This window comes from Aquibium carbonis (genome assembly GCF_003970795.1).
Taxonomy (GTDB): Bacteria; Pseudomonadota; Alphaproteobacteria; order Rhizobiales; family Rhizobiaceae; genus Aquibium; species Aquibium carbonis.
In genome coordinates this window covers 25,149-38,190 of record NZ_RWKW01000035.1, presented here as the reverse complement: position 1 = coordinate 38,190, position 13,042 = coordinate 25,149, and the positions used below count along the sequence as shown (strand labels likewise).

Annotated in this window: 13 protein-coding genes; 9 read left to right on the top strand and 4 right to left on the bottom strand. The window is 66.0% G+C overall.

Going from position 1 to position 13,042, the window contains the following annotated elements; translation table 11 throughout:
- Positions 1 to 33: 33 nt before the first annotated feature.
- From EJC49_RS10355 to EJC49_RS10340, 4 genes are all read right to left on the bottom strand, one after another.
- Positions 34 to 3,465, bottom strand: coding sequence for an ATP-dependent helicase (locus EJC49_RS10355; RefSeq protein ID WP_126699852.1), 3,432 nt, complete (start codon positions 3,463 to 3,465; stop codon positions 34 to 36).
- Positions 3,466 to 3,468: 3 nt separating this feature from the next.
- Positions 3,469 to 4,131, bottom strand: a complete 663-nt coding sequence (locus EJC49_RS10350) for a hypothetical protein (RefSeq protein WP_126699851.1) — start codon at positions 4,129 to 4,131, stop codon at positions 3,469 to 3,471.
- Positions 4,128 to 4,706, bottom strand: a complete 579-nt coding sequence (locus EJC49_RS10345) for an RNA polymerase sigma factor (RefSeq protein WP_041575162.1) — start codon at positions 4,704 to 4,706, stop codon at positions 4,128 to 4,130. Before EJC49_RS10345 ends, EJC49_RS10350 begins: the two co-directional genes overlap by 4 nt.
- Before the next feature lie 508 nt (positions 4,707 to 5,214).
- Complete coding sequence (locus EJC49_RS10340) at positions 5,215 to 6,780, bottom strand: caspase family protein (RefSeq protein WP_245453347.1); 1,566 nt, start codon at positions 6,778 to 6,780, stop codon at positions 5,215 to 5,217.
- Between the two features lie 169 nt (positions 6,781 to 6,949).
- Between EJC49_RS10340 and EJC49_RS10335 the strand changes: the two genes are divergently transcribed.
- From EJC49_RS10335 to EJC49_RS10295, 9 genes are all read left to right on the top strand, one after another.
- Positions 6,950 to 7,903, top strand: a complete 954-nt coding sequence (locus EJC49_RS10335) for an ArdC family protein (protein ID WP_126699850.1) — start codon at positions 6,950 to 6,952, stop codon at positions 7,901 to 7,903.
- Positions 7,900 to 8,271 (top strand): DUF2958 domain-containing protein, encoded by a 372-nt coding sequence (locus tag EJC49_RS10330; RefSeq protein WP_126699849.1) that lies wholly within the window; start codon positions 7,900 to 7,902, stop codon positions 8,269 to 8,271. The genes EJC49_RS10335 and EJC49_RS10330 overlap by 4 nt, the downstream gene beginning before the upstream one ends.
- Before the next feature lie 177 nt (positions 8,272 to 8,448).
- A complete protein-coding gene (locus EJC49_RS10325) occupies positions 8,449 to 10,602 on the top strand; it encodes a ParB/RepB/Spo0J family partition protein (RefSeq protein WP_126699848.1) in 2,154 nt (717 codons plus the stop codon).
- Between the two features lie 62 nt (positions 10,603 to 10,664).
- Positions 10,665 to 10,886 carry a hypothetical protein gene (locus tag EJC49_RS10320; protein WP_126699847.1) on the top strand — a complete coding sequence of 74 codons (222 nt, stop codon included), beginning with the start codon at positions 10,665 to 10,667 and terminating at the stop codon, positions 10,884 to 10,886.
- 70 nt (positions 10,887 to 10,956) lie between these two features.
- Entirely contained in the window at positions 10,957 to 11,610 is a 654-nt protein-coding gene (locus EJC49_RS10315; RefSeq protein ID WP_126699846.1) for a hypothetical protein, read from the top strand.
- 1 nt (position 11,611) lies between these two features.
- Positions 11,612 to 11,806: a hypothetical protein gene (locus EJC49_RS10310; RefSeq protein ID WP_126699845.1), complete on the top strand. Its 195-nt coding sequence runs from the start codon at positions 11,612 to 11,614 to the stop codon at positions 11,804 to 11,806.
- Between the two features lie 72 nt (positions 11,807 to 11,878).
- Complete coding sequence (locus tag EJC49_RS10305; protein ID WP_126699844.1) at positions 11,879 to 12,304, top strand: hypothetical protein; 426 nt, start codon at positions 11,879 to 11,881, stop codon at positions 12,302 to 12,304.
- Complete coding sequence (locus EJC49_RS10300) at positions 12,301 to 12,543, top strand: DUF6117 family protein (RefSeq protein WP_126699843.1); 243 nt, start codon at positions 12,301 to 12,303, stop codon at positions 12,541 to 12,543. Before EJC49_RS10305 ends, EJC49_RS10300 begins: the two co-directional genes overlap by 4 nt.
- Before the next feature lie 146 nt (positions 12,544 to 12,689).
- Complete coding sequence (locus EJC49_RS10295) at positions 12,690 to 12,998, top strand: DUF4326 domain-containing protein (protein WP_126699842.1); 309 nt, start codon at positions 12,690 to 12,692, stop codon at positions 12,996 to 12,998.
- The last annotated feature ends 44 nt before the right edge of the window (positions 12,999 to 13,042 follow it).

Here is a 13,042-nt window from a genome sequence, read left to right as displayed (position 1 = left end):
GAGCAGGAACCCGGAAAGGCGCCGGCGCAGATTCTAATCGAGGGTCAGGGACCCTGGCGGCGTCGCTGCGCAGACGAAGAAGTGCGGGCAGCGCGGGCACGTCACAGCGTCCACCTCGGTGGGGAAGACGCCGCCGGCGATGCCGGCCAGCATCCCGTCGCTCTTCTTCTTGCGGTTGCCGAGCTTGGTGGCGCTGATGGCGACGGCCTCCGCCGTTTCATCGGTCAGATGCAGCGCCTGGACGACGGCGCGACCGCCGAACTGGCTCTCCGCCGCAAGATGATAAAGCGTGTATTCAAGGCGGTCGTATTCGTCGCTGCGCTTGTAACCGGTCCGCACCCGGCGGATGACGACCGTGCCGTCGGGCAGCTCCGCAAGCTCGTTCGGCTCCACCAGCACGCGCCCGTTGGGAAAATCAATCGCCAGAGGCTGCGCCTCGCGAAACCGCCGTCCGGCTCCGGATCTGACCAATGCGGCAATCAGGCGGGATGCGAGCCGGCGATAGTCCGCCGCAAAGGCGTGATCCGCGGGGCCGCGCGCGCCCCAGATTTTCTCGAATGCGGATTCCGCGTCCGCGACGGTAGGCTCGGCCGTGCGCCGCGCATCGGCAAGCCAACGCAACAGATCGTAGAGACAGTCATGCGTCCGCGAGAAGGCCGTAGGCTTGCGTGCCCCGCCGAGGCCCAGAACGTGCGTGTAGAAGAACCGGCGCGGACACTTCTCATACGACCCCAGACGGCTGTCCGTGACGGACCAATCGGCCGGCCAGGCGATCGCGATCGGATGCGACGCGGACGTACCCGCTGGCGGCGAAAGAGCGGGCGGATTCGGAACCTCGTCCAGGAGAGTCGCCGATATCCAACTTAAGAAGGGCGACGCAGATCGACCGCTCCCATTGCGCTGCTTGCGCGCATGGTAGAGACGCAGGTGCGTGCGGGCGCGCGAGAGCGCGACGAAGAAGAGGCACTCCTCTTCGTCGTCATGCGCGCGCTTCGCCTCGTCGGCGGGCGAAAGATCGCCGGCGCCGTCGACCATGCCGCGCGGCGGCGGACAGCGTTGGCCACGATTCGAACTCGGAAAGCTTGCGACCGTCAGGCCCGGAATATGGACAGCCTCGAACTCGAGGCCCTTGCTGCCATGCACCGTCATCAGCCGCACGGCATCCAGGTGCAATGCGGCGGCTGGGACTTGGCGCAGATCGCGCTCCTCGGCCAGCAAAACGAGCTGGCGAACACGGTCCAGCGTCCGCTGGATCGGCAAGCCGCCGCCGACCGGCACTTGTTCACGGACGAAGTTGAGGAATTGCCAGATGGCGACCGCACGCATCTGTGCGGTGAGGCTGTCGGCCTGACCAAGCTGTTTTGCAAGGTCCGTCCGGTCCAGCAGGTAGGTCGCCATAAAATCCCAGGCGCTGGCGTTCACGCGCAGACCCGCCAAATCTCCGGCCAGCCGCTCGACGCCCGCGCGCCCGGCTGTTGACAGGCCCGGCGCGGCCGAGGCCTGCGCGAGGCCGGCAAGCGCCGGCTTGCCGAGCGCGCGCAGGTGCCGGGAAACGCAATACGCATCCTGCAGCGAGAGGCCGTAGCGCGGCATCGCGCCGACGCGCACGATGGCGTCGCCAAACGGATCGACGGCCAGGCTCAGCAGGCAGAGCAGATCGCGGACCTCTTCGCGCTCGAAGAGGCTCCCGAGATGGAGAATGGGAATGCCGCGGGCTTCCAGCGCCGCGGCGATCTCATTGAGGCGTCCGTTGGTGCGGCAGAGCACGGCCTGATCGCGCAGCCGCACGCCTGCGCCTTCGAGCTCACGGATACTCGCCGCCAAGCCCGCGGCCTCATCGTCGAGCGTTTCGAAGCGGCGAATTTCAGGGCGGCTCGGCCCGGAGCCGCGGTCCGCGTCGAGCGCCAGCGCCAGCATGCCGTGGGAGGCGCCCATCCGCGGTGCGACGGCGACGAAGCTGCGGACGATCTGCTCCGTCGAGCGATAATTGACGCCGAGCTGGTCAACCGCTGCGCCCGGATAGTCCAGGCCGAAGCGCACCATGTTCTCCGATGAAGCGCCGCGAAACCGATAGATCGACTGCCGTGCGTCACCGACCACCCACAGCCGCTCGCCGTCGCCGGCGACCAGCTTCAGGAGCCGGGCGCTGGCGCGATTGACGTCCTGGTATTCATCGACGAGCACGTGACGGTGCCGCAACTGCGCCGCGATGCGCGCGGCCTCATCCGTTTCAAGGAGACACGCCGGGCGCATGATCAGATCGCCGAAATCCACGCCGCCGTGCTTTCGCAGCGCCTGCTCATAGAGATCATAGATATCCGCGATCTCGAGACACTTCGCGGCTGCGATGCGCGCCTCGTCGTCGCCAGCCGTAGCCGCCATGGCTTGTGCTAGCGCGCGATAGCGCGCCGGATCGGCCAGCTCGTCCTTGGCGCGCGAGATAGCGGCGACGATGTCACGCAGGACCATCGCCGGGTCCCAGAGATTGCGATAGTGGACCAGCGGCAGGGTCGGCAGAATTTCTTCGAGAACCGCGATCGCGTCGCTTCGGTCGAAGAGTGCCGGGTTGGGCGTTAGCCCGAGCTTGTCATGGTAGCGGCGGACCAGATCCAAACCAAAGGCATGGAAGGTGCCGATCCAGAGCTTAGGCGCCGCGTTCGGTGCGGCCGCGATCAGGCGCTCGGAGAGTTCGCCAGCGGCACGGTTAGAGAATGTCAGGACAAGAATGGCTGCCGGGTCGATGCCGTCCGCCAGCAAGGACAGCACCCGCTTGACCAAGGTTCGCGTCTTGCCCGTGCCCGGACCGGCTTGCAGTTGAAACGGTGTGTCACGGTGTGCGGCAGCGCGATCTTGTGATGGATCGGGCCTCGGCGTCGCGACGACACCGGCGGGCGGCTCGCTTTCGATGTCACCCAAGGGCGGCAAGAGGAGCGCGTCGAACAATTGCTGGCGAACCAGAGGCACGGGCAGTTTGGTTCGATCGACGATGGCGCTCGCCGTCATCCCGCGTGAGACATGCAGGTCCCGCGCGAGCGCGCGCGGGAGGACGAACTCGCGCGCATAGACATTGGCTTGCAGTTCGCGCCGCTCGCGAGCGCCGTAGTCTTCCACCCGCTGCAATCCGACGGGCGCCGCCTCCGTACTTCTGGACGGATCGATGTCACCGCTGGCGCACACCGCGGATCCGGCGTGCAGATCGGCGTGTCCGATTTCGTGCGCGACCAAAAGAGCACGTGTCGCCGGATCAGGCTCCTGCTCGCAACAGACCGTGCCGCCCTGGTCGTCGTAGAGAGCCCGCGCGCCCTTCAGTGCAGGGTCGCCCGCGGGAAGCCAGACGACCTGGAGATCGAGCTTGACGGCGGCGGCCAGAACGAGCGCCAGCGGGTCGAACGGGTCGGACCCCTCCGAGACCAGCTGGCCATGGAGCGCTGCGGCCTTGGACCGGATGGGCTCGAAGGCGTCCACGCGTCAAAGCTCCAAGAGGGCCTGTTGTTGGGCCTCGGTGAGGCCACAACTTCTGACCGCCTCTTCGAACGTCTGCTGGCCACCGGCCGAGGGTTTGCCTTCGGCCTTGAAGAACTGTCGCGCTGGAGCCGCCTGGCTGGCAGCGAAATGCGCCACTACGACCTCAAGGGGTGCCTTCAGCTCCTCGGCGACCCGCCGCTGAAACCCCGGTGTCATTGTCCTCGGGTCGATCTGGCGATCGCGCAGCTTCCCGACAAACACTGCGTTCGCGTTCAGCCGTTCGGCGAACGCGCGGAATTCCTGACGAGGCAGTGCCAAGAACGGATTCGGCGCATCCGCGGAGGTCACCACCGCCGATTTCGACTCGGTTGCGCGTTCGCCCGCCGTCACCGCGTGAAGCCGGTTCTGGAAATGGCTGATCGCGCGGCTCACCGCGGGACTGACCACATTTGGATCGAGCGCCGCCTCGGCCGCCTCGATCACGTGCTCGCCCCGGAGCGCATCGACCGCAAGCGCAATGGCGAATTCGGTCAGCTCCTCGCCGAACTTGGGATAACGCCGCACGATGTCGTCCAGCAGTTTGGCGTCCGGAGTGTCCTGAGCGATGGAAAGCGCATAGAACGCGTCCCTTAAGCTGTGCGGATTGGCATTGAGGGTCTGGCTCATAAATCCTCCTTGAAACGCGCGAGCTTCCCCGCAGCGCGCGTCAGCCGATTGCGAATGGTGCGTCCGGTGCAGTTGCAGCGCGTCGCCGCCGTCTCCTCATTCGGGTCTTCGGACTCTTCCTTGTAGCCGAGGACATGGACGAGGATGACCGCTTCGCGCTCGTCGGGCGGCAAGGCTTCAATCGCGTTCACGAACGGTTCCCGGAAAGCATCCCACTCCTGGGTCGGAAAGACCTTGAAGGCGTCCGAGACGCGCGCGAACGCATCCTCGTAGGCATCGGGCTCACCTTCGGCCTCGGACGGCGGGAGCGCGGCCACATCGATGATCTCCTTGCTGCGGCGGGCGGCCCTGCGAACGGCGTCGATCCGAAGAGTCCGAAACGCCTTGTTGAAGCGGCATTCATAGAAATCGAGCTCGGCGGGATTCTCTCCCAAGCCGTCGAGCACAAAGAGTTCGGTGAGCTCATCCAAGATGTCCTGACGCAGGCTGGTCGCATCCGGCATGCGGCCGTCAGGAACGGTGACCAAAAGATTGGCCTCGCATCGACTGAGCAGGACCGGCAGCACAGCGCTCATGAGCGCTTGATCCCCAGCCCGGCGGCCGTGGCGCAGAAGGTGCACGAGGCATTCTGACCGCAAGTAAGCGGCATCATTCCTGTCCGTGACCAAGAGTTGGCGCCGCAGATCCGGTAACTTCAGTTGCACCGCCTCATCCACCTGCGCCTCGACGGCTACAGGTCGGCGGTAGAGCGTCCCGTCCGGTTCGGTTTTCGTTAACGGTCGCGCCATCGTTCCCCCATGCTCTCGCAACAGCGGTCAGACCGGGTGACCCGATGGCCGGCCCGTCACTACCCTGATCGTGTCGCCGTGGGGAACCCGGAAAGAGAATCTGCTGCCGCGCGATTTTTTGCGGGGCGACCGACACCGCGCGAGCGAATCGCAGGCTCATCCTAGCGCAAAGCGCGCCGAGCGGCCAGCACGGCATATCTCTCGTTGGCCAGCAACCGTCTGATCTCTTTGGAATTTAACGACGCAACTGGCTCTAGTGAGCCGAGCGGCCGCCGCTCGTGAACGCGAGTGGGGATCAAGCCTTGCGAACCGTCCATCCAGTCGGGAACCGCAACTCGGCCGCCTTCGCCGCTGCAGCGGGCGTGAATGTCACCTTGAGCGATCGGCTGGGGACCACCATCTCGGCCGACAGCTGCTTGACCAGCCCGTCGGGGCCCGTGCGCTCATAGAAGCGCTCCGTCTCGGGCACGTCCCATTCCTCATCTTTGGCCCGAAGGACATCGGCGCCGTCCACGAACACGGCCTCCACCCGATAACCGTCCTTCATCTTCTTGGTCGCAACAGTGACGGCGACCTCCCGGTTCTTGCCCGGTAGCGCATAGAAATCGCCGCGGGCGGCCTGAAGCGCGTCGCTGATGAACTGGAAACTCTGCTTGGTCTCGGCATATCGCTGCAACTCGAAGAGCTCGTCGAAGTAGCCGTCCTTGATCGCCTCCCGCAGTTCCCCCTTCGGGTTGAAGAATATTTCGAACAACATGCCATCCAGAAGCGCCTTGCGCTTCTCCGCGGGATAGCCGCTCGTCTCAGTGAGGAAGTGCGTGGCGAAGGGAATCGCCGCATTCGCGCCGCCGCAGGCGGCTTGGTAGACGTTGCGCCCCACGACGAACAGACTGTCATCCGCCATCTTCGAAGCCGATGCCGCATCAAGCATCTCCAAGGCGTCGTTCTGCGTGTACCAGTTGTGGCTCTTCAGGCCCTGAATGATCCGGTGTGACTTCTTGCTCGTGTCGATGACGAAGAGGCCGTCGGCGAGCGAGGTCTCCTTGTACGCCCGGATGACGCGGCCAAGGCTCATGTTGAAATAGAACTCGCCCGAGAGCGAGGTGTGCTCCCAGGATGTCTGTTTCCCGCGCGTTTCGGCGGCCACGGTATTCCGCACCCGCTTGAACATCGTCTCGATCGAGCAATCCGGCGTGTCGATGTGCTGCAGGAGTGCGGCGGTATAGGTGCCGTTGCGGCCTGCGCCATCTTCGGCGACCTCACCCGGGGAGGTCGCAAACCCGATGATCGTGCCTTTTGGAGCATACACCGAAGCCAAGCCCCGCGTTGACGCATCGCGATGCCAAGCCCGCTCCCATGGATTGTTCCGGCAGGCATCAAGAATCATGATCTTCATCGAGGCCTGCGACTTCGCCATCGTGTCGATGACCTTGTCGAGCGAAAGCGAGCTGTGCTTCGCGTCGAGTTCCGACGAGGTGTCCGTGTCGGTCGCGAGAAGATAGTTCGTCCCGTCGATCTGCATGCCGTGCCCGGCGAAGAAGAACAGCCCGACATCATTGGTCTCGAGCAGGTCTTTGAACTCGCGGAGCTTGCGGTCCATGTCGACGCGCGTCGCGTCGGCGCCCGAGACGACGTGGAATCCATAGGACCTGAGCTTCGCCGCCATGTCGTCGGCGTCGTTCACCGGGTTCTTCAGCACGCCGCAATCGCGGTAGGCGCCGTTCCCGATCACCAGCGCCGCCATTTTCCGTTTCATGCTCAACTCGAATTCCTCGTCATTTCTTCCTTTGGCCGCGCAATCGTCGGCCCGATCCCATAATCGCCTGCAGCCCGCCAACCCGGAAAGGCCGTCAGGCAGCAATTTTCCGGTGGGGAAAGCCTTCCCCTGCGGCCGAGCCTAGGTCTCGGCCGACCCCTTCTGCGGGGAGACCCCGCAACGCCCCCTTCTAGAGTAAGAGTGCGGACCGGGTTTGCCGTGACGGGTTGAGGGCTGGAGGAGAGGCCTCCGGCGCCCGTCGCGGAGAACCGCGATGTCCAGGCATGAACGCAATGCTCGCTTCGGCGCGGACCGGACGAGCCTTTACGACGACATCACCAACAAGATCATCGCCGAGCTGGAGGCCGGGCGCGTACCCTGGGTCCAGCCGTGGGGCACGGCGGCGGCGAAGGCGCCGCTCGCCATGCCGGCGAACGCGGCCACCGGCCGGCAGTATTCGGGGATCAACGTGCTGATCCTCTGGGGTGCGGTGATCGAGCACGGCTTCCCGGTCCAGAGCTGGTTGACCTTCCGCCAGGCGCTGTCGCTCGGCGGTCACGTACGCAAAGGCGAGCGTGGCACCACCGTCGTCTACGCGGATCGCTTCATCCCCGACGATGAGAAGAAGCGCGCGCAGGAGACCGGCGAGAAAGCGCAGGCGATACCGTTCCTGAAGCGCTTCACGGTCTTCAACCTGGCGCAGTGCGAGGATCTGCCCGACGATCTTGCCGTCGCGCCGTCCGCACCGGAGCCCGGTCTGATCGAGCCGCGGGTCGAAGCGCTTATCAAGGAGACAGGCATCGCCTTCCGCATCGGCGGCAATCGCGCTTTCTATATGCCCGCGGCCGACTATGTGCAGGTCCCACCGCCGCAAGCGTACTTTGAGTCTATCAACTGGCATCGCACGGCCCTGCATGAGCTCGGCCATGCGACGGGCCATGCGTCCCGTCTCTGCCGCGACCTGTCGGGCTCCTTCGGCACGAAGAAGTACGCCTTCGAGGAGCTGGTCGCCGAGATGAACGCGGCCTTCTGCTGCGCCTCGCTCGGCATCGTGCCGACCGTCCGCCACGCCGACTACATCGGCTCGTGGCTGGAGGTGCTACGCGAGGACAACCGCGCAATCGTCCGCGCCGCGTCCCAGGCCAGCAAGGCAGCCGACTGGCTGCTTGCGTTCCTCCCCGAAACCGAGACGGCCGGCGAACCCGCGAACGACAGGAGGGCGGCATGATCCTCCTGACCGACGACCTGCGCGAGCGCCTGCTCGCCAATGGCCACGATCGCGGCGCCGACCATGTGCCGGTGGTCAAGTTCTTCAACCCGCTCGGCGAGGGCGTTTGGCTCGCGAGCGAGCTGGACGCCGACGGCGACACGCTCTTCGGCCTCGCCGATCTCAGCTATCCCGAGCTCGGCAGCTTCTCGCTGGAGGAACTCGCCTCGATCACCCTGCCGTTCGGTATGGGCATCGAGCGCGACATCCTCTTCACCGGCGATTTCCCGATCTCGGTCTGGGCGGAAGCCGCCCGCGAGGCTGGGAGCATCCGTGCCGCCGAACGCATTCTCTACCGCGCACGGCAGGCTCGCCGTGACGGCGTGTGACGCGCTCATCCTGAAATCCGCAGAGCCGGAGATGCACGTTTGTGCGTTTCCGGCTCTGCGCTTCTCCGGGTCGCCGGAAGGTGGCGCCGTCCTCAGAGGAAGAGGGCGGCGCTTCGCTTCGTGACGGGTTTCAAGCCGAGAGAGAGGCTCTCGGCGCCCGTCGCGGAGTATCCCGACATGCCAAAGGCTGCCAAGAAGATCGTCTTCTCGCGCTCGCGCGACATCCCCTTCAACAAGCTCGTGCTCTCGGAGTCCAATGTCCGGCGAACCCGGCCGGAAGCCGAGCTCGACGAATTGGTCCACGACATCGGCCGGCGCGAGGATCTCGTCCAGGGCCTCAACGTCCGCGCCATTCTCGACGCGGACGGCAACGAGACCGGTATGTTCGAGGTGCCGGCGGGCGGGCGCCGCTATCGCGCCATCGAGCGCCTGGTGAAGGCCAAGCGCTTCCCGAAGGACGGCCTCGTCCCCTGCGTCGTGCGCAAGTCCGACACGAAGATCCTCGCCGAGGACGACTCCCTCGCCGAGAACCTTCTGCGCGCGGGCCTTCATCCACTCGACCAGTTCCGCGCATTCCAGGACATGCTCGACAAGGGCATGACCGAAGAGGAGATCGCGGCGGCCTACCTCGCGACCGTCCAGGTTGTGAAGCAGCGGCTGCGCCTCAACGCCGTCTCGCCCGTGCTGCGCGATGCATATGCGGAGGAGAGCATGACGCTCGACATGTTGATGGCCTTCACTGTCAACCCCGATCACGAGCGTCAGGAGCAGGTGTGGGAGGCGGTGCAGCATTCGTACAATCGGCAGCCCTGGCATATCCGCCAGTTGCTCACCGAGAGCACGATTGCGGCGTCCGACAAGCGTGCGCGCTTCGTCGGCATCGACGCATATGTCGCCGCCGGTGGCGCAGTACTGCGCGACCTGTTCGAGGATGACAACGGCGGCTGGCTCCAGGACCCGACGCTGCTTCACCGCCTGGTCAGCGAGAAGCTGACGACCGTGGCCGAGGAGATCGCCAGCGAAGGCTGGAGGTGGGGGAAGGTCGATCTCGACCTGCCTTATGGCTACGAACACGGCCTGCGCCAGATCACCGGCACTTTCGTCGATCTCACAGACGAGGAGCGGGCCGAGCGCGAGTCGCTGCGCGCGGAATACGATCGGCTCGAGGCCGAGTATGACGGCGCCGACGAGCTGCCGGACGAGGCCGATCAGCGCCTGGGCGAGATCGAGGAGGCTCTCGACGCCTTCGAGAAGCGCCCCGTCATCTACGATCCGACCGAGATCGCGCGCGCCGGCGTCTTCGTCAGCGTGGACCGCGACGGCGACATCGTGGTTGATCGTGGCTATGTACGGCCCGAAGACGAGGCGCCTGTTGCCGTCGAAGGCGGCGACGCCGAGGTCGATGGCGAGAGCGGCGGGATCGATGCTCCGGCAACACCGTCCGTTCAGCGCGCTGTCATCACGATCGGCGGCCAAGATCCAGAGGCGGAAGACGATGAAGAGGATGATGGCGTAAAGCCGTTGCCCGAGCGGCTGGTGATCGAGCTCACGGCCCACCGCACGCTGGCGCTGCGCGAAGCCGTTGCCACCCACCCGCACGTCGCGCTCACGGCGCTCCTGCACAAGCTGGTGCTCGACGCCTTCAAGCACAACGCGCACGGCTGCGCCGTCGAGGCGTCGGTCCGCGAGGTCCACTTCCCCGTTCAGGCCACCGACCTGAAGGACAGCGCCTCCGCCAAGGCGATCGAGGCGCGCGTCGAGGCCTGGAAGGCGGACATGCCGCTCGAGGACGACGATCGCCTGTGGGACTGGATCGCAGGGCTTGACGATGCAAGCCGTCTCGCGTTGCTCGCGCATTACGTCAGCTACGGGATCAACGCTCTTTACGAGCGTCCGAATCCCTATAGCGGCAACGGCGTCTCCCAGCACGGGCTCGACCGGCGGATGCGCGAAGCCGAACGGCTCGCGCGTGCCACGGGTCTCGACATAGTGGAGGCTGGATGGCGACCCACGGCCGCGAACTATCTCGGCCGCGTCACCAAGAGCCGAATCGTCGAAGCCGTGCGGGAAGCGCTCGGTGAAGAGAAGGCGCAGCTCATCGACCACCTCAAGAAGGCCGACATGGCCAAGGAGGCCGAGCGCCTGCTCGCGGACACCGGCTGGCTGCCGGAGCCCCTGCGTCCCGCCGATCCCGACGCAACGAGCACGGCGGACGCCAGCGAGACCGACGGCGACGAAGCGCTGCCGGCTTTCCTCGCCGACGACGAGGACGAGCAAGCGGGTGACGGCGAAGCCGACGCCGACGACCCGGCGATGATCGCCGCCGAGTGACGCGAACCATGGCGGGGGGCGGCTTCGGTCGCTCCCGCCATTTCTCAACAAGGAGCATTCCGATGACCAAGCTCAGCTCGGCCACGCCGCGCCGCGTCGTCTTTCAGTATCTCGTGCCAGTCCATGTGGAGGTGGAGGACGGCCTCGTCTGCGCCGTGACGGTGATCGACGAAACGCCCGTCGAGATCCCGACCGTCGTGGAAGGGAATGCCGATTATCTCGAGGAGGCGGTCAAGGCCGCCGATGACGGCCAGCCCTGGCCGTCGTGGCGATTCGGCTACTAGCCCGCCTTCTCTCCATCCAACCCCAACAGCCCGGCCACCGCGCCGGGCTTCGCTTTTTCAGGAGCCTGTCATGCCCACCTATACCGTCGAAACGACCTACCGCGTGCCGGTCTACCGGCAGCGAACGTATGAGGCCGCGACTCCGGCCGAGGCCTGCCTTCAGGCCATCGAGGACGATGACTGGTCGAACGACAAGCTCGACTACGAGGCCGCCGGCGAAACCTATGTCACCGGCATCTGGCTCGGAACCGACGCCGCGTATTCGGGTGAGACCGTCCCGGTCCCATCGCACTTCGACGAAACCGTCCAGCGCAAGGCCGCGCACTTCGAGGTCCTGTTCGGACTCCTCAAGATCGTCATTGCCGACCAGGCCGCGGAACGGCGGACGGACGCCTATTGGCTCATGCGAGCGAATGCCGCGGCCGCAAAAGCCGAGGCGATCATCGACGGCGCACGCGATCCCGACGAGCCCGTTGCGGGGCCGCGCGCATGTCACATCCTCGCGCAGCTTCAGGAGGACCGCGTTCGCGACCAGATCACCGCGATCGTCGAAACCGATCCCGAGTTCGCGGGTCTCCGTTCGGCCACAGTGTCGGACGCTGACATTCACGCCGCCTGCGTGTCCGTCGCCGCCAACATCGACTTGTCCGAGGAAGTCGGCGCAGCGGAATTCCGCGTGGCGCTAGCCGCCCTGCGAGCAGCCAAGCAGGCGAACGGAGGCTGAGATGTACGGCACCTATCTCCGCCTCGACGTCACGGTCTGGGCCAGCGACCGCACGGTGATCCGCGCCGCTCGGCGCAAGCTCACGCGAACGGCGCAGCGTGATCCGGCGAAGCGGGAGGCGCGCAAGCGCTTCTACCGCGCGATGCTCGAGCATCACGCCAACGCGCAGCGGCTCGTCGCCGAATTCCGGCTCTGACGCTCCAGCCGCAATCCCGTCCTTCAACCAGCCCGGCCATCGCGCCGGGCTTTGTCGTTTTAGGAGCCTGACATGGCCGACTACTTCACCCACTTCTCCTGTCTTCTCGATGTCGGCACGCCGAGAAACGCTGCGCGTGCGCTCGATCTCTACAACCGCATGATGGAGGAGAACGCCGCCGAGGACCCGCCCTCAGAGGCGTTCCTCCTGTCCATCCAGCCCGAGCATGGCGGCACCCAGCTTTGGGTTCGCGATGACGCGACCGGCGATCCGCAAGCCGTCGTGGACTTCGTGCTCCGCTGCGCCGAGGAATTCGGCCTCACGGGGCGCTGGGGCTTTCAATGGGCCGACACATGCTCGCGCCCTCGCGCCAACGGCTTCGGAGGCGGCGCGCACGTCCTCGACCTTGGCCGACGCAAGACCGTCGCGTGGATCGCCACCAATGGCTGGCTCGACTGCACTCTGTCCGCGCGGCCTGGAAAGCGAGGTGCGCCATGAGCGTTCCCGATCACGCGCGCGCCAACTTCGCGACCTTGTTGCGAGCCGCGGCCGACGGCAACCTCGCGCTCATGGAGTGCGCCGACGCCGCGACCGGCGAGCTGCGCTACGTCATCTGCGCTGTCGGCCGCGACGGCACGGATTTCGTGTTCACACCCTTCGGCCATCTCGCCGACGGCAATCCCTTCGATACCTACGTGCCGCCGTGCGCAACCCTGCCGGACGAGCCGACTCCCTGATCCCTCGCGTACTTGGCCTGTCTGGATGCGGCGGCTCGTCGGTCAACGGACGAGCCGTTTCCGCATCGCGCGCGATGCATGACCTACCGCGCCTCAACCGCGTCCCCGTCGCCAGCCCGCCGCAACGGGATCAGGAGAAAAGTCGGATGTGCAGGGTACTCAACAAGCATCACGCAGGCGTGCCGGCGGGCGCCTTCTACATCGGTCGCGGGAGCAAATGGGGCAATCCGTTCCGGATCGGCCCCGACGGCGACCGCGCCGCCGTCATCGCGAAACACGAACGCTGGCTCGCGGACCAGCATCACTTGCTGCGCGCGCTCGACGAGCTGCGTGGCCGCGATCTCGTCTGCTTCTGCGCGCCGCGTCCCTGCCACGGCGATCTGTTGCTTCGGCTCGCCAACGCAACGCGCGACGAGCGCATCGCCTGGTGGCGCGCGGTGAAGGCCGCGGCGTGACGAGAGGGAGAGCTTGGCCGGGACGGGTTTGAGCCGGTGCGGTC